This is a genomic window from Cryobacterium sp. Hz7, from assembly GCF_004402815.1.
Lineage (GTDB): Bacteria > Actinomycetota > Actinomycetes > Actinomycetales > Microbacteriaceae > Cryobacterium > Cryobacterium sandaracinum.
Genome location: NZ_SOFB01000023.1, coordinates 16,476 through 32,303, shown reverse-complemented (window position 1 = coordinate 32,303; position 15,828 = coordinate 16,476). Strand labels below are relative to the sequence as shown.

Here is a 15,828-nt window from a genome sequence, read left to right as displayed (position 1 = left end):
AACACTACTCTTACGTTAGAGTAGATATGTGCGGTTCTTTCTGCACGAAAAGAGGTGGCTGTCATGCTTATCGGTGAATTCGCCGACCGGACCGGACTCTCTCAACGCACCGTCCGGCACTATGACGAGATCAAAGTGCTTCAGGCCTCCGGGCGTAGCGAGTGCGGATACCGTTTCTACGCTCCCGCAGACCTGGACCGGGCCCGGGTCATCCGTGCCATGCGCGCACTGTCGCTGAGCACAACCGAAATCCGGGACGACCTGGCGATACTGGACCGGGTCGAATCCGCCTCCTCTGCACCAACACCGGCCGATCGCCGGGAGCTGGCCGCAATACTGGCCGACGCCGAATGTCGCGAACACGCCCTGCGTGAACGGATCGGCTTGGCAAGCGATTTCGTGGAGATGCTCCGCGCCCTCTGACTCCCCTGGCACCAGATGCCGTGTCACCGTCCCTTCCCGAGGAAAGAATCAATGATCCATCCCCCAGAGGTGTCCAACCTCGACGTTCTGTCCGAGGCCCTCCGCCGTCGCACGTTCGCGGTGATCTCCCACCCCGACGCCGGCAAGTCCACCCTCACGGAGGCGCTGCTCTTGCACGCCCACGCGATCGACAAGGCAGGCGCGGTGCATGGCAAGGCCGGCCGACGAGGAACAGTGTCCGACTGGATGGCCATGGAGCAGGCCCGCGGCATTTCCGTCACCTCGGCCGCGATCCAGTTCGACTATCGCGACACGGTGATCAACCTGGTGGACACCCCTGGCCACGCGGACTTCTCCGAAGACACGTTCCGGGTGCTCTCCGCCGTCGATGCCGCCGTCATGCTCGTCGACGCCAGCAAAGGCCTCGAGGTGCAGACGATGAAACTCTTCGACGTGTGCCGGCAGCGCGGCTTGCCCGTCATCACCGTCATCAACAAGTGGGACCGCCCCGGCGAGGACGCCCTCGCCCTGATGGACGAGATCCGGGCCCGTACCGGCCTCATACCCACGCCGCTCACCTGGCCGGTGGGCATCTCGGGAGATTTTCGCGGGGTACTCGATCGCCGGTCCGGCGACTATGTGCGGTACACCCGCACGCCCGGTGGCGCCACGGCCGCGGTCGAAGACCGCTTCAGCCCGGCTGACGCGGAAACCGCAGAAGGGGACGCCTGGGTGACAGCGTCCGAGGAATCCAGTCTGCTCCGAGTCGAGGGCCAGGACCATGACGAGGCCCGATTCCTTGCCGGGGAGACCACACCCGTGCTGTTCTGCGCGGCCGTGCTGAACTTCGGCGTGCAGCAGCTTCTGGAAACGCTGGTCGAATCCGCCCCACCGGCCGAAGCGCGAGCCGATATCGCCGGCCGCCGCCGCCCCGTCAACGCCGCGTTCTCCGGATTCGTGTTCAAGGTCCAATCCGGGATGAACGCCGCACATCGCGACCACGTCGCATTCGTCCGCGTCTGCTCCGGAGTCTTCCACCGGAGAATGGTCGTCACCCACGCCGCCAGCGGACGGCCGTTCGCTACCAAGTACGCCCAGCAGATGTTCGGCCAGGAACGCAAAACGGCCGACGAAGCCTGGCCCGGCGACGTGGTCGGCCTGATCAATGCGGCATCCTTGCGCGTCGGAGACTCCCTCTACGACCAGGACCCGGTTGAATTCCCACCCATGCCCCTGTTCGCACCCGAGCATTTCCGGGTGGCACACCCGGCAGACAGCAGCAAACACAAACAGTTTCGGCGCGGCATCGACCAACTCGACCACGAGGGCGTCATCCAGGTCATGCGTTCAGAACTGCGCTGTGACCAGGCGCCGGTGCTCGGCGCCGTCGGACCGATGCAGTTCGAAGTCGTCGAGGACCGCATGACTCACGACTTCGGCGCCGCCATCCGTCTGGAAGCACTTCCTTACCAACTCGCCCGGCGCACCGATCGGGAAAGCGCCGAGATCCTCGGGCACGACCGCCAGGTCGAGGTGCTGCTGCGGTCCGACGGCACCCTCCTAGCCCTGTTCAGCACTCCGTGGCGGCTGCGCAACACAGTCAGGGACCACCCCGAGCTGACACTCGAGGATCTCGCCACGGGCAGCACCGCGGTTCCCACCGACTACTAGGCGCACGTCTCACCGGGTGCACAGATGGGCGGCCGCATTACGCGGCCGCCCATTCGACGTGCTGGTGACGCCGGGCCGGTTAGGCGTCGACGACGACGGAGGTGATGACCGGAATGCGGCGGTACTTGCGCTGCATCCACCGGGTCACGCTCTGGGTGAAGATGTCCTCGAGTTCGGCCCCGTTGACGGTCTTGACCTTGTTCGCGGCGGCGAGGGCGTCGTCGATCGACTTGGTTGCACCTCGAATCCACTCGTCATCCTGCACGAAGCCGCGGGCGATGAACTCCACCGGCTCGACGAGAAGGCCCGTTCGGGTATCCAGGATGCCGAGGATCGTCAGGGCGCCGTCTTCGGAGAGCTGGACCCGGTCGGCAAGGGCCTCATCCGACCCCTCACCGCCCACGGTCATCCCGTGCACGAAGACGAGGTCGGCCGCGACTCGGCCGGTGACCTTGGCGACGCCGTCGACGAGGTCGACGACCACGCCGTCCTCCACGACCAGGACCTGTTCCTCGTCGATACCGGTACGGATGGCGAGGTTCGCGTTGGCGGTGAGGTGGCGCCATTCGCCGTGCACCGGCATGACATTCTTGGGCTTGACGATGTTGTAGCAGTAGGTGAGCTCGCCGGCCGAGGCGTGGCCGGAGACGTGCACCTTAGCGTTGCCCTTGTGCACGACGTTGGCACCCCAGCGGGTGAGGCCGTTGATGACCCGGTAGATCGAGTTCTCGTTGCCGGGGATCAGCGAGCTCGCCAGAAGAACCGTGTCGCCCTCCCCGATCCGGATGGTGTGCTCACGGTTGGCCATGCGGGCCAGGGCGGCCATGGGCTCCCCCTGCGAACCGGTGCAGATGAGCACGACCTTGTTGTCCTTCATCCGTTCCAGGGCTTTGGCGTCCACGAGCAGTCCCTGCGGGATGTCGAGGAAGCCGAGCTTCGCGGCGATGCCCATGTTGCGCACCATCGAGCGGCCGACGAAGGCCACCTTGCGGTCGTGACGGGCGGCAGCGTCGATGACCTGCTGGATGCGGTGCACGTGGCTGGCAAAACTCGAGACGATGATGCGGCGCGGCGCCGTGCGGAACACGGCGTCGATGGCCGGGCGGATGTCGCCTTCGGTGGTGGTGAATCCGGGCACGTCGGCGTTGGTCGAGTCGACCAGGAACAGGTCGACGCCCTCGGTGCCGAGCCGGGCGAATCCGGGCAGGTCGGTGAGGCGGTGATCGAGGGGGAACTGGTCCATCTTGAAGTCACCGGTGTGCAGCACCAGGCCGGCCTCGGTGCGGATCGCGATGGCGAGCCCGTCGGGGATGGAGTGGTTCACGGCCAGGAACTCGAGGTCGAACGGGCCAGCCTTACGGCGCTGCCCTTCCTTGACCTCGATCAGGCGGGGCGTGATGCGGTGCTCTTCGAGCTTGGCGCTGATGAAGGCCAGAGTCAGTTCCGACCCGATGATCGGGATGTCCTTGCGCTCGCGCAGCAGGTAGGGGACCCCGCCGATGTGGTCTTCGTGGCCGTGGGTGAGCACGATCGCCTCGATGTCCTGCAGCCGGTCCTGGATGGAAGAGAAGTCAGGCAGGATCACGTTGATGCCGGGCTGGTTCTCCTCCGGGAAGAGCACACCGCAGTCGACGATCAGGAGCTTGCCCTGGTGTTCGAAGACGGTCATGTTGCGACCGATCTCACCGAGACCGCCGAGGGGCGTGACGCGCAGGCCTCGCTTGGGCAGAGGCGGCGGGGTGGACAGGTCGAGCTGATGCTTGGTCAAAGTAACTCATTTCTTGGTGCGAGGCCGGGCGCATACCAGCGTGCCGGTCTTGATATTCAGTGCCGCCCACATTAGGCGGTGCCTGGTGATGGGTGTAGCAAAATCGGGTGGACCCTGTGGGCTAGGGCTGAGGCTTCTCGTTGCCGAGGAAAACAGGGACGAACGGGTCCGGGAGGAAGTCCGCCACGTTGTTAGCGGTGACGGCCGGCTCGGAATCGGTGAGCCGATCAATGAAGCCGAAAGCGAGCTCCTGGGTTGCTGGTGCGGCCACACCGGTTTTAACGCTGAAGGGTGAAGTCACCCAGAGGGACAGGGCTCGTTGCGGATCGTTGGCGGCGACAGCATCCGTGAAGTCATCGACAAACGTCGAACGGGGTTTGCCTAACCGGCCGGTGTCAGCCGGAGCCTCGGGCTGGGTGCGCGTCACGGCGATGTAGTACCGCGCGACGGTATAGACGAATAGAAACGCCGGGCCGCCGGAGCTGCCCTCTCGCGCCTTCTCGTCCATGGCTCTCATTTCGAAGATCCACTCCGAGCGCTCGGCGTGCCGGGCCAGGAGCAAAGCGATTTTGGTGAGCATGAAGTCCTGGATCAGGTGCTGATCGGTGCGGGCCAGCGGATGAACGAACATGAGTTGCTCCTCTCCAGAGCGCGAGTGGCGAGTTGCCCCCACATCTCAACCCTACCGTAACGTAAGGGATGAGTGGCGTATTCGATGGCGGCCCGGAGCGAACACAACGTCTACCCTCCTCTTACGTAAGAGTAAGGTAAATAGGTCGCATACGCTCGACAACGCCGACGTGCGTTCCCCCTTCCGTGAAAGGTCTCGTGTCTTCTCCCGCAGCACCCCCCAGTACCGAAGCCTCGCACCTGCCGCTCAGCGACAGAGCATCGGCGGGAACGTCCCGCTCTCGTCGGCGGGTCCCGTGGACCTGGGTGAGCCTCGTGGGCGCGGCCGGATTGATCTCGGTCATGACGGCGCCCGGCCAAACGGCCGGGCTGTCGGTGTTCACCGATCCGCTCATTGCCGAGCTGGGGGTCTCTCGCACCGACATCTCCGTCAGCTACCTGATCGGAACGCTCCTGGGCGCAAGCGCCCAACCTGTGGTCGGCCGAGCCCTGGACCGGTGGGGCGCCCGCCCGGTGACCATCGCCCTCGGGGCCGCCTTCGCCCTGATCCTGTTCTCGCTCAGCTTCGTCGGTGAGATCGGTGGACTCACCGCCGGGTTCGTGGGCGTGCGCATGGTCGGGCAGGGTGCTCTGACTCTCGCGACGACGACCGCGGTCGCCCGCGCCATCCACCACCGGCGGGGCCTGGCCCTGGGTCTGACCAGCGCCATCGGTTCAGCCGGGATCTCCCTGGCCCCGATCGGCCTGGAACGACTCATCGCCCTGGTCGGAATCCACAACGCCTGGCGGTGGGAGGCGGCGGCGGTGGCCGTGATCGTGATTCCCCTTGCCTTCGCGTTCCCTCGGCAAACCCGCCGCACGGTACCAACCGGGCCAACGCCGGCATCGCCGCCACTGCCATCGACGGCCCAGATCACCATTCAGGGTCCATCCTGGACGCTGCCCGAGGCAATCCGAACGGGCATGTTCTGGCTCCTCGCCGCCAGCCTGGCCACCTCGGGCATGCTGACCACCGGACTCGCCTTCCACCAGATCGCCCTCCTGGGCGAGCAGGGGCTTAGCCCGCTGGAAGCCGCGGCGAACTTCCTCCCCCAGACGATCACGGGAATTCTGGCCACCGTTCTCACCGGCAGCCTCGTCGACCGGGTCAACCCGAAACTGATCATGGTGTTCGCGATGGGCACGCTGACGGCGACGCTCCTGATGCTGCCACTCGTGGGATCCGGCTGGACCGCCGTCGTCTACGGCCTGGTGCTCGGCGCAGCCGGCGGCAGCCTGCGCGGAATGGAGGCGGCGTCCTATGTTCGTTTCTACGGCACCGTGCATATCGGCAGCATCCGTGGGGTGGCAATGTCGATCGGGTTGGCGTCGACGGCGTTCGGGCCGGTGGCCTTCTCACTGGGATTCGACGCGACCGGAGGGTTCACCGTACCGGCGATGGTGCTGGCGCTGATTCCGATCAGCGTGGCCGTCCTGGCGCTCTTCGTGAAGCCGCCACGGCACTCCTGACTGCGTGACTACGTGACTACTGGCGGCGTAGCAGGTCCAGGAACTCGTCTGCCATTTTCAGCTGTTGCTGCAGCTTCTCGCGCCGCTCGACTGCGAGGCGGATGAAGTTGCCCAGCTCCTCGCGCACCTCCGGGTTGTCCGAGCCCGACTCGCCGCCCTGGAGTATGTCGATGACCTTCAGCAGCTCGATCATTTCCTCGAGCGAGAACCCGAGCGGCTTCATCCGGCGAATCAAAATCAGCCGCGACAGGTCTTCCTGGGTATAGAGCCGGAACCCACCTTCAGTGCGGCCGGACGCCTTGAGCAGGCCGATTTCGTCATAGTGACGAATCGTTCGCAACGACAATCCGGTCTTCTCGGCCAGCTCGCCGATGTGCATCGTTCCGGTCGCTGTATCCGCGGTCATCTGGGATCCTTTCGTTCATCAACTAACACCCAACCCTAACGTTAGAGTAGTGTTGCGAGTGTTGGCTGACACTACGGTGTGAGCCCACCCCCCATTGTCGCCTGTGACAGTGTCGGCGTGCGCATCGCGGCGCCCCCTCCCCCTTTTTTCTGCCCATCCCGGTTTCTTTCAGAGACCCACGCACTGGAGGCCCCATGGCCCTGCTCCAAAAAACCCCCACGCCCAATCGCTACCAGGCTGAACCGACGGTGATGACCGCGCTGCGCACACCGCGCATCCTCACCCGGGAAGTACTCGCCGGCCTCGTCGTGGCGATGGCCCTCATCCCCGAAGCCATCGCGTTCTCGATCATCGCGGGCGTCGACCCCCGCGTCGGCCTGTTCTCCTCGTTCGTCATGGCCGTGTCCATCTCCTTCCTCGGCGGCCGCCCCGCGATGATAACCGCCGCCACCGGCGCGATCGCCCTCGTCATCGCCCCGGTCGCCCGTGACTACGGGCTGGACTACTTCATCGCCACCGTCATCCTCGCGGGCGTCTTCCAGGTCATCCTGGCCGTGATCGGCGTGGCCAAGATCATGCGCTTCATCCCGCGCAGCGTCATGGTCGGCTTCGTGAACGCCCTGGCCATCCTCATCTTCACGGCCCAGCTGCCGCAGCTCCTGAATGTGCCGTTCATGGTCTACCCGCTGGTCGCGGTCGGCATCATCATCATGGTCGTGATGCCCCGCATCACCAAGGTCATTCCCGCGCCGCTGGTGTCGATCGTCGTGCTGACCATCGCCACCGTGGTCATCGCGATCAACGTGCCCACCATCGGCGACCAGGGCGACCTGCCCGACAGCCTGCCCCAGCTCTTCATCCCCAACGTCCCGCTCACCTGGGAGACCTTCACGATCATCGCGCCATTTGCCCTCGGCATGGCCCTGGTCGGCATCCTCGAATCGCTGATGGCCGCCAAGATCGTCGACGAAGTCACCGACACCCACTCGCACAAGACCCGCGAAGCCTGGGGCCAGGGCGTCTCCAACATGCTCTCCGGATTCTTCGGCGGCATGGGCGGCTGCGCCATGATCGGCCAAACCATGATCAACGTGAAAGCCTCCGGCGCCCGCACCCGCATCTCCACCTTCCTCGCCGGCATCTTCCTGCTCGTCCTGGTCCTCGGACTCGGCGACCTGCTCGCGGTCGTCCCGATGGCCGCCCTGGTCTCCGTCATGATCATCGTGGCCTACCTCACCTTCGACTGGCACAGCATCCGCTGGAGCACCCTCAAGCGCATGCCCAAGAGCGAGACCAGCGTCATGGTCTCCACCGTGATCGTGATCGTGCTCACCCACAACCTCGCCATCGGCGTCATCGTGGGCGTCATCGTCGCCATGGTCGCCTTCGCCCGCCGCGTCGCCCACTTCGTCAACGTGGAACGCACCCTGCCCGAGGGTGAAACCGTACCCACCGCCTGCTACACGGTCACCGGGGCCCTGTTCTTCGCCTCGAGCAACGACCTGACGACCCAGTTCGAATATGCGGACGACCCGGAACGCATCGTGATCGACGTGTCGAACTCCCACATCTGGGACGCCTCCACCGTCGCCGCACTCGACGCGATCACCAACAAGTACGAGCGCCACGGCAAGCGCGTCGTCATCGTGGGCATGAACGAAGCCAGCTCCACGATGCACACCCGCCTGGCCGGGAACCTCGGCGGCGGCCACTGAGCCCCGATCCCAACAAAGACGAGTGGCCCCGCCAGCTGGCGGGGCCACTCGTCTTTTTCCCTGTGAGCTCTAAGCCCGGATCGGGGACACTCTCGGCGCATCAGAGATGAAGCGGCCGACGCGGGGCCGCGGCTCGGCGTGGCTGACATAGCCGGTGGCCTCCGCAGTCTGACGGAACGCCAGGGTGACGTAGCCCCCGACCCCGTCGATGCGAGTGGTTGTTGATACGTAGGAATTTGAATTCACTGTGCTCCTTGCAAAGTTGCAGACCGCTCAGCGCGTCGGCGATCGTGGATCGCTGGAGAGCGCGCGAACGAGCCTTTTTGATAATTGTCAGGTTGTTGGCTTCTATGAATGCCAACCAACCCGACCCACAAACTCTACCGTAACGTAAGTGTTAAGTCTTGCGACCGATCACGAGCCCCCGTCATATCCGCCCTGGGACTACTCGGGGAGCAGCTCGAACATGACGCCGGTGTCCAGCACTCTGATGCGCAGACGGTCGAGGCTCGGCACCACGAGGTCAGCGTCAAGCTGGTCGGCCGTGTACGTTCCGACGACACCGATCGTCAGGCAGCCGGCCGCACGGCCGGCTGCGAGGCCGGTGGGGGCATCTTCGACCACGACGCACCGGCGCGGATCCGCGCCCAGTCGTGCAGCCGCCTTGAGGAACGGCTCGGGGAACGGCTTGCCGCGGGGCGTGTCATCCATGGTCACGACAGTCGCCGGGATGGCAAAGCCCGCGGACTCGAGCCGGGCCAGGCACAGCGCACGGGAGCAGGAGGTGACGATGGCCCGGCGGTTTTCGGGCAGGGACCGCATGAGCTCCGCTGCCCCGGGCAGGATCTCGACGCCCTCGAGGTCGCCGAGCTCCAGCTCGAGGACCCGAGCGATGGACCATTCGATTTTGTCCTCTGGGACGTGGCGGGCGACCATCTGCCGTGCCGGCACGCCGTGCTCCACGCCGGTGAACGAGGGCCCGAGGCCCGCTTCCGCACCCCAACGCAACCACGAGCGATTCGCGGCCCGCGTCGAGTCGACCAGGGTGCCGTCCATATCGAAGAGGACCGCATCGAAAACCCGGTCGAGGAGAACGTGTCCCGTGGTGCTCTCTATGGCGGCATCTGTGATGCCATCGGCGGTATTGAGTCCCTGTGTCATGTTGTGTTTCCTTCCGTGAAGCCGTCATCGCCAGCTTCGGTACTTTCCCAATTCTCCCTCGTCTCCGAGCTCAGCCGCTCGAGCCCAGGCCCATCACGTGGTCTCTCGAGGACACTCGAGGCCATCCCAACTGGACCGTGCACCTTGTGAACGAGCGACCGGAACAGGCCAGCGTGGCGGCATAAACGGTGGATAAACGGTACCCGTCTCGAGTGCTCGCCCATCCAATGACTGCAAGATTTGCTGATCACAAGGCACTTCGGGCGAAGCAGCCGGTATTTGAATCCAGGAAAGTCAGTTGATGGGTCTGAATCTCGCTTCTGCTGCGGAAACTAAACACCCTGATCAAGTGAAGTTTTTTTGTAGGGCGGGTGGGACTTGAACCCACGGCCGACGGATTATGAGTCCGCTGCTCTAACCAGCTGAGCTACCGCCCCAATCGACGCAACTGCTCTGACGAGTGTGCGACCGATTCTGTGGTGATCGGGTGGATCACCGGGTTCAACGATACAGGCTCGAAAGGCGGGCTCGCCCGCCTACTCCGCGCCGTGGGCGGCCGCGTCGGAGGTGACCGCGTCGATAACCGGTTCCCCGCGATACAGGCACTCAAACGTGTTCAGGGTGCGGTTGATGTCGTGCACACCGATGAGCCGGAGGGAACTGTTTTTGAGCGCGTTCAGGTCGTCGGGTGCGGCTGTCAGAACTGTCGTGAGCTTGTCGGCGAGGTCCTGAGCGTTTCCGGGCTCGAACAGGTAGCCGTTCTGGCCATCGTGCACGAGGTGTGGGAGCGCCATGGCGTTGGCGGCCACGATCGGCAATCCAGACGCCATCGCCTCCATAGTCGCGATGCTCTGCAACTCCGCGATCGACGGCATCGCGAACACCGTCGAGCGGGTGTAGGCGGTCGCCAGTTCGGCATCCGTCACATAACCCGTGAACGTGACCCGACCACTGAGTCCGAGCGTCTGCGACAGATGTTCGAGGTTGCGCTTCTGGTCGCCGCCACCGACGATCTCCACCTTCACATTGAGGTCGGGCGAGAGCAGGACCACGGCCTGCAGCAGCACGTCGATCTGTTTCTCGCCGGTCACGCGGCCAACGAAAAGGATGCGGTTCTCGGTGCGTGGCGCGAAAGTCGGCGAGTAGTTGTGGGCGTCGATGCCGCATGAGATCGCCAGCACGCCCTCGAGGCCGGTGTAGCGCTCCAGGAACTGGGCGGCTCGCAGGGTCGGTGTGGTGACCGCTTCCGCCCGGCCGTAGGTACGCCTCGCAGCCCGCCAGGCGGCCTTGATGAGGCGATCGTGCAGGCCCTTTGGGACAAGGGTGAATTCCAGCATGTTCTCTGGCATGAAGTGGTTCGTGCCGATGATGCGGATGCCGCGCTTCGCTGCCTCGATCGTGACGGCACGACCCACGTTGATGTGGGACTGGAAATGGACGACATCCGGCTTGACCGTATCAAGGATTTTCCGGGTCTCTCGCGGAATGAACCACGGCAGGGCGTACCGCAGCCAATCGTGCGGGTACCAGCGCCAGCTCTGCAGACGGTGCACGACCATCGGCTGGCCTTCATGCACCTCGGTCCACGTGCCGAACTTGCGTGACGCGGCTGGAGCCATGATGTGCACTTCGTGCCCGCGGCCCACCATCCCGGCGGCAAGACGCTCGGCGAACCGGGCCGCGCCGTTCACGTCGGGGGCAAAGGTGTCCGCCGCGATCAGGATGCGGAGAGGCTTCTTCGCCGGCTCGCGGGGGCACGACTCGCTCGGCAAATCGGTCAAATCTGACAAAAGACAATGTCCCAACGTAAGTGAGCCGGAGTTCGTCATCCGGCGATAAATCATGTTTTCGACGGCGCGTACGCTGACGAAGTCTTCTAGAACCCTATTCTAATCCGGTGCTGCAACAGCCATACCGGGGGCGGCGCGCCCACGCGGACGCCCAACGGAGTGCTTGGAGCGCCGTCAGTCGTCGGCGAGAGGGTGATACCGGGCCAACAGGAAGACCCCGACGATGGCGACGACACCCGCGACGAGGAAGGCGACAGCCGCCCACGGCGGAGCCTGTTCGATCTCGCCCAGAACGACGATGCCGATGCCGACGGCGATCAGCGGATCGATCACGGTGAGTCCGGCGATGACCAGGTCCGGCGGGCCGGACGCGTAAGCGTTTTGCACGAAGTAGGCGCCGAGCACCGCCGCCAGCAAAAGCCCGATGACGCAGGTCAGGGTCAGCCACTCGAAGTTGCCGTTCTGGGTTCGGTTGATGACGACCTTGGCCAGCGTCGCGACGAACCCGTAGAGCACCCCGGCGCCGACAATGTAGAACATCGCCTTGAACTGGGTACGCAGCTTGAGGAACGCGACGCCGAAGAGAGACAACACGACGCCGAGCACGATCAGGATCGTGATCAGGTTGCCGTCGGTGACTGGTTTGTCCACGGCGGTGAACGCGGCCACTGTGACGAAAAGGGCCACGCCGCCGACGCACATCGCGATCGCGATCTTCGACGCGCGGTTGACGGGGACCCGGGTGATGCGGGAGTTCAGGATGGACGTGATCACGAGGGCGACGGCGCCGAGCGGTTGAACCATGATGATGGGGGCGAAGGCCAGACTGGAGAGCTGGAAAACGATCGCCAGCCCGAGCATTATCGTGCCGAAGACCCAGGAAGGCCGACCGAGCAGCAGCATCAACTGGCGCGGGTTGAGTCCCCCGGTGACCTCAGCCGTTTTGGCCTCGACCTTCGTGACGCCGCGATGCTGGAATTGAGCTCCCAGCGACAGGAATACGGCACCCACCAGGGCGAGCGGAATCCCTATTGCCTGACGTGGATTGATTGCGATTTCCGCAGCCAGGTCGGTCAGGTCGGGGTTCACTCAAACGAGCCTATCGAGAACCGGCCCGTTATCCTTGAAGAATGGCCGTTCGTTCGATAGCAATTTCAGGAGATCCCGTTCTCCACTTCCCCGCCCTTCCCGTCACTGATTTCGACGATGATCTGCATGAACTCGTGCGGGACATGTTCGAGACAATGGATGCCGCGCCCGGCGTCGGTCTGGCGGCGCCGCAGGTGGGAGTGCCGCTCCGGCTCTTCACCTACAACTACCTCGATGACGACGGCCACCTGTGGCGTGGCGCGGCCATCAACCCGGAACTGTGGATCACCCCGGTTCCCTCGGGCGAGGCCGACGAGAACGAGGACGTCGAGGGCTGCCTGTCTTATCCGGGCGAACGCTTCCCGCTGCTACGCTCCCCCTCCGCCAGCCTGCGCGCGGTGGACCTTGAGCAGAAGCCCTTCGAGATTCACGCCGAAGACTGGCTGGCCCGCATCTTCCAGCACGAGTACGACCACCTCGACGGCACCCTGTACGTGGATCGCCTCGAGCACTTCTACGCCAAGATCGCCTTCAAGGTGACCCGCAAGCGTGGCTGGGGCACGCCCGGGCTCAGCTGGATGCCCGGCGTCGACAACCTTGAAGATTGACCAGGTAGGCCCGGCCTGATCCGCTGGCCCGGCGAAAGAATCAGCCGCGGTCGAGGTCCACTCCGTGGATGCCGTTGTGGAAGCGCAATGACGGGAAGATGGCCGTGACCGTGAACCCGACGCCGGGCACGGTCCCGGCGTTGAAGATGCCACCGAACATCGCGGTGCGCTCGCGCATCTGGGTGATGCCTGCCCCGGCTACGTTCGCACTCAGCGCCTTGAGGTCGTCGTCGATCGTGTACTTCGTGCGCGCGGCGAAGTCGGCGGCGTCGGCACTGTCCCGGCGAGCCACCGCACGGATGCCGTCATCCGCGACCAGCAGCTGCAGCCCGTCCTGAGTCCACGAGATCGTGACCCGAGCCTCCGTGCCTCGTCCTCCATGAGTGAGGGTGTTGGCCAGCGCGCTCTGCAGGATACGGATGACGGCCAGCTCGGCGCCCGGCTTGAGCGGGAACCGCTCGCCTGACTCGGTGAAGACCACGGTGACGCCCGCGTCACGCATGACTCGGAACAGGTCCTTCGCCGACTGCAGGCCCGGCTGGGCGGCGGAGACAGATTCACCCTCGCGCACGATCGTCAGCACGCGGCGCATGTCGGCCAGCGCCACCCGGCCATCGTCGACCAATGCCGTCGCCACCCGCACGGCGCTGGACGGGTCGCTCTCGGCCGTGTAGCGGGCACCTTCGGCACGGGTGATCAGCCGCGCGACGGACAGCACGGCCACGTCCTGAAGATCCCGGATGATGCCGAGCCGGCCCTGTTGTTCGGCAAGAGACAGTTGCAGGTCAATGCGTAGCCGTTCGGCCGCCGTGCGGTCGAAGACCACGCGCCGAGCCCGGACAAGGGTGACCAGCCAGAGGGCGAGCAGCCCGACGACGAGCACGGCCAGAACGGTGCTCACGGTGAGCCAGGACTCCACGGATGCCGCCTTTTCTGCGACCGCGTCGCACGGAAATGAACGGGATACAAAAAAGGCCACCAGGGGTGGAGCCCTTGGTGGCCTTTCGCTCCCCGACTTGGACTCGAACCAAGAACCTGCGCATTAACAGTGCGCTGCTCTGCCAATTGAGCTATCGAGGAATGTCGCTTGAACAGCTCTGTTACTTTATCAAAAGTTGGTGATCTGCCAAATCGGCGTCAACCGTCAGTAGCCGATTTGAGGGTCAACGACCCCGACGTACCGCCCATCCGCAAGGAAGGCACCCACATTCAGGCGAATCCGCTCGGCCAGGAGCGGGGCGGTCATCTCGGGCGTGTCGGCCGAATGCGGCGTGATCAAGCACCGCGCCTCGGCCCAGAGCGGATGCCCCTGCGGCAACGGCTCCGGATCCGTCACGTCGAGGGCCGCGCCGGCGATGGTTCCTGCGGCCAGCGCTGCCACCAGAGCGTCCGTGTCGACGAGCGGGCCGCGGGCGATGTTGACGAGCACGGTCTCGGGCCGCATCAGCTCGAGTTCGGCCCGGCCGATCAGGTGGCGGGTGCCGCCCGTGAGCGCAGCGGCCACGACGACGACGTCGCTGGTCTGGAGAACGCCGGAGAGGGCGTCCGTCACCACCGTCTGAGCCGCACCGGGCACCGGCTCGGTGCTGCGGCGCACCACTGTGACGTGGGTGCCGAACGGCGCGAGCAGGCGGATCAGCTCACGGGCGATCCCACCAGCGCCGATGATGGTCACGTTGAGGCCGTAGAGCGAGCGCCCCTCGGACAGCGTGCTCCAGCCCTCGGCCCGAGCGCGCTTCGGCAGCACCCGCAACAGCGCCAGGGTGAGAGCCAGGGCGTGTTCGGCGACGGGCTGCGCGTACGCGCCCTTCGCGCTGGTCCAGAGAAGGTCCGGGCGGTCCAGGCCGGCAAGCACCCCACTGAAGGCGTCGACGCCCGCCCAGGGGAGCTGCACCCACCCGATGCCGGGATACGCGTGCAGGGTGGCGCGCAGCTCGTCGGCCCGGCCGTAGTCCAGCCAGATCAGTCCGCGGGTCTCGCCGGAGAGCTCCGTCACGGTTCCCCCGGCAGCCTCGACCGCCCGGGAGAAGGCCGGTTCCGGCCGCGGCAGGATGGTGATCGGACCGGGGGCCGGTCGTCGGTGCGCCGGAAGGGGCGTGACCTCGTCGGTGAGAACGGCCTGGTGTTGCACGGATTCAGTTTTCGATGACATGTTCGTCGGATTCACTCTCGTAATCGTAGTTGTCGTCGTCGTTCTCCTCGTCCGGCGCCTCCCCCATCAGAGCCGCAGCCAGGCCGGCGACATACGGATGCCACGGGTCGTCGAACACCTCGTCGATCGTGCCCAGCCCCACCAGCACGCCCTGGTGCAGCACGGCGATTCGGTCTGCGACCCGGCGAAGCACGCTGAGATCGGAACTGATCACCAGCGCCGAGAAGGCCCGCTCGCGCTGCAGCTCGCCGATCAGGTCGACCACGGCGTCCCGGACGGTGGCATCGACGCCGGCCGTCGGCTCGTCCGCGATCAGGACCGACGGCCCGAATACCAGCGCCCGGGCCAGCGCCACCCGCTGACGCTGACCATTGCTCAGCTCGTAGGGGAATTTGGTGAGCACCGACAACGGAAGCCGCACCGCGTCGACCATGGTCGCCACTTGCTCGTCGAGGATGTGCCGGTCGTAGCGCCGGTCTCGGTCGAGCACGGGCTCGGCCACGATCTCCGCCACCGTCAGAGTCGAGGGCAGCGTGTCGGCGGCATCCTGGGCGAGGTGCCCCACCCCGAAGGTGAGCCGGGCCAGCTTGCGCCGACGGATGCCGCGGAGCCGGTACCCGAGCACCGTCGCCTCTCCCCCGGTGATCTCTGGTCGAACGTCGCCGGTGCCTCCGCCGCCGTGGCTGAACGCGGCGCCCGACAGAACCCGGGCCAGCGTGCTCTTGCCCGAACCGCTCTGCCCGAGAAGTCCGAGCACCTCGCCGACCCCGACCTGCAGGGTAAGGCCACGCACGGCCGTGAATGCGCCGCTGGCACCGTGCGGCGGGTACTCGACCGTCAGGTCACTGGTGGAGATCGGACTTGTCGGACTTGTCGGACTTGTCGGTGCGGCGCCGCGGATCATGT

The 15,828-nt window shown here is 65.4% G+C and carries 15 protein-coding genes and 2 tRNA genes; 5 read left to right on the top strand and 12 right to left on the bottom strand.

The window, feature by feature from the left end:
• Positions 1–63 precede the first annotated feature (63 nt).
• Together E3N86_RS05480 and E3N86_RS05475 are read left to right on the top strand one after the other, a co-directional pair.
• The gene (locus tag E3N86_RS05480) at positions 64–423 is read left to right on the top strand and encodes a MerR family transcriptional regulator (RefSeq protein WP_134374990.1); all 360 of its coding nucleotides are present in this window, start codon (positions 64–66) and stop codon (positions 421–423) included.
• A gap of 51 nt (positions 424–474) precedes the next feature.
• The gene (locus tag E3N86_RS05475; protein ID WP_134511523.1) at positions 475–2,094 is read left to right on the top strand and encodes a peptide chain release factor 3; all 1,620 of its coding nucleotides are present in this window, start codon (positions 475–477) and stop codon (positions 2,092–2,094) included.
• 79 nt (positions 2,095–2,173) lie between these two features.
• Here E3N86_RS05475 and E3N86_RS05470 read toward each other — a convergent pair whose 3' ends face one another.
• On the bottom strand, positions 2,174–3,862 hold the full coding sequence (locus E3N86_RS05470) for a ribonuclease J (protein ID WP_198412885.1): 1,689 nt from the start codon (positions 3,860–3,862) through the stop codon (positions 2,174–2,176).
• A gap of 121 nt (positions 3,863–3,983) precedes the next feature.
• Positions 3,984–4,493, bottom strand: a complete 510-nt coding sequence (locus E3N86_RS05465) for a hypothetical protein (RefSeq protein ID WP_134374994.1) — start codon at positions 4,491–4,493, stop codon at positions 3,984–3,986.
• Positions 4,494–4,798: 305 nt separating this feature from the next.
• Between E3N86_RS05465 and E3N86_RS05460 the strand changes: the two genes are divergently transcribed.
• On the top strand, positions 4,799–6,001 hold the full coding sequence (locus E3N86_RS05460) for an MFS transporter (protein ID WP_241980902.1): 1,203 nt from the start codon (positions 4,799–4,801) through the stop codon (positions 5,999–6,001).
• A 16-nt stretch (positions 6,002–6,017) separates the two neighbouring features.
• Here E3N86_RS05460 and E3N86_RS05455 read toward each other — a convergent pair whose 3' ends face one another.
• On the bottom strand, positions 6,018–6,407 hold the full coding sequence (locus tag E3N86_RS05455; RefSeq protein WP_134374996.1) for a MerR family transcriptional regulator: 390 nt from the start codon (positions 6,405–6,407) through the stop codon (positions 6,018–6,020).
• Between the two features lie 194 nt (positions 6,408–6,601).
• Between E3N86_RS05455 and E3N86_RS05450 the strand changes: the two genes are divergently transcribed.
• A complete protein-coding gene (locus E3N86_RS05450) occupies positions 6,602–8,122 on the top strand; it encodes a SulP family inorganic anion transporter (RefSeq protein WP_134374998.1) in 1,521 nt (506 codons plus the stop codon).
• 69 nt (positions 8,123–8,191) lie between these two features.
• On the opposite strand, the gene E3N86_RS16750 is transcribed toward E3N86_RS05450, so the two are convergent.
• The 5 genes from E3N86_RS16750 to E3N86_RS05430 all read right to left on the bottom strand — a co-directional run bounded on the left by E3N86_RS16750 (position 8,192) and on the right by E3N86_RS05430 (position 12,162).
• Positions 8,192–8,368 (bottom strand): hypothetical protein, encoded by a 177-nt coding sequence (locus E3N86_RS16750; RefSeq protein ID WP_166785024.1) that lies wholly within the window; start codon positions 8,366–8,368, stop codon positions 8,192–8,194.
• 198 nt (positions 8,369–8,566) lie between these two features.
• Positions 8,567–9,283 (bottom strand): HAD family phosphatase, encoded by a 717-nt coding sequence (locus tag E3N86_RS05445; protein WP_134375000.1) that lies wholly within the window; start codon positions 9,281–9,283, stop codon positions 8,567–8,569.
• A gap of 363 nt (positions 9,284–9,646) precedes the next feature.
• Positions 9,647–9,720 (bottom strand) — tRNA-Ile (locus E3N86_RS05440).
• A 99-nt stretch (positions 9,721–9,819) separates the two neighbouring features.
• A complete protein-coding gene (locus tag E3N86_RS05435; protein ID WP_241985956.1) occupies positions 9,820–11,055 on the bottom strand; it encodes a glycosyltransferase in 1,236 nt (411 codons plus the stop codon).
• Between the two features lie 192 nt (positions 11,056–11,247).
• Positions 11,248–12,162 carry a DMT family transporter gene (locus E3N86_RS05430; protein ID WP_104099975.1) on the bottom strand — a complete coding sequence of 305 codons (915 nt, stop codon included), beginning with the start codon at positions 12,160–12,162 and terminating at the stop codon, positions 11,248–11,250.
• A 41-nt stretch (positions 12,163–12,203) separates the two neighbouring features.
• On the opposite strand from E3N86_RS05430, the gene def reads away from it, so the two are divergent.
• Positions 12,204–12,770, top strand: a complete 567-nt coding sequence (def, locus tag E3N86_RS05425; protein ID WP_104099976.1) for a peptide deformylase — start codon at positions 12,204–12,206, stop codon at positions 12,768–12,770.
• A 40-nt stretch (positions 12,771–12,810) separates the two neighbouring features.
• Here the strand turns inward: def and E3N86_RS05420 are convergent, their stop codons facing one another.
• The 4 genes from E3N86_RS05420 to E3N86_RS05405 all read right to left on the bottom strand — a co-directional run bounded on the left by E3N86_RS05420 (position 12,811) and on the right by E3N86_RS05405 (position 15,826).
• Complete coding sequence (locus E3N86_RS05420) at positions 12,811–13,689, bottom strand: sensor histidine kinase (RefSeq protein ID WP_134343382.1); 879 nt, start codon at positions 13,687–13,689, stop codon at positions 12,811–12,813.
• Positions 13,690–13,777: 88 nt separating this feature from the next.
• A tRNA-Asn gene (locus E3N86_RS05415) sits at positions 13,778–13,850 on the bottom strand.
• A gap of 64 nt (positions 13,851–13,914) precedes the next feature.
• Positions 13,915–14,922, bottom strand: coding sequence for a D-isomer specific 2-hydroxyacid dehydrogenase family protein (locus tag E3N86_RS05410; protein ID WP_104099978.1), 1,008 nt, complete (start codon positions 14,920–14,922; stop codon positions 13,915–13,917).
• Positions 14,906–15,826, bottom strand: coding sequence for an ATP-binding cassette domain-containing protein (locus E3N86_RS05405; RefSeq protein WP_134343381.1), 921 nt, complete (start codon positions 15,824–15,826; stop codon positions 14,906–14,908). Before E3N86_RS05405 ends, E3N86_RS05410 begins: the two co-directional genes overlap by 17 nt.
• Positions 15,827–15,828: the final 2 nt, after the last annotated feature.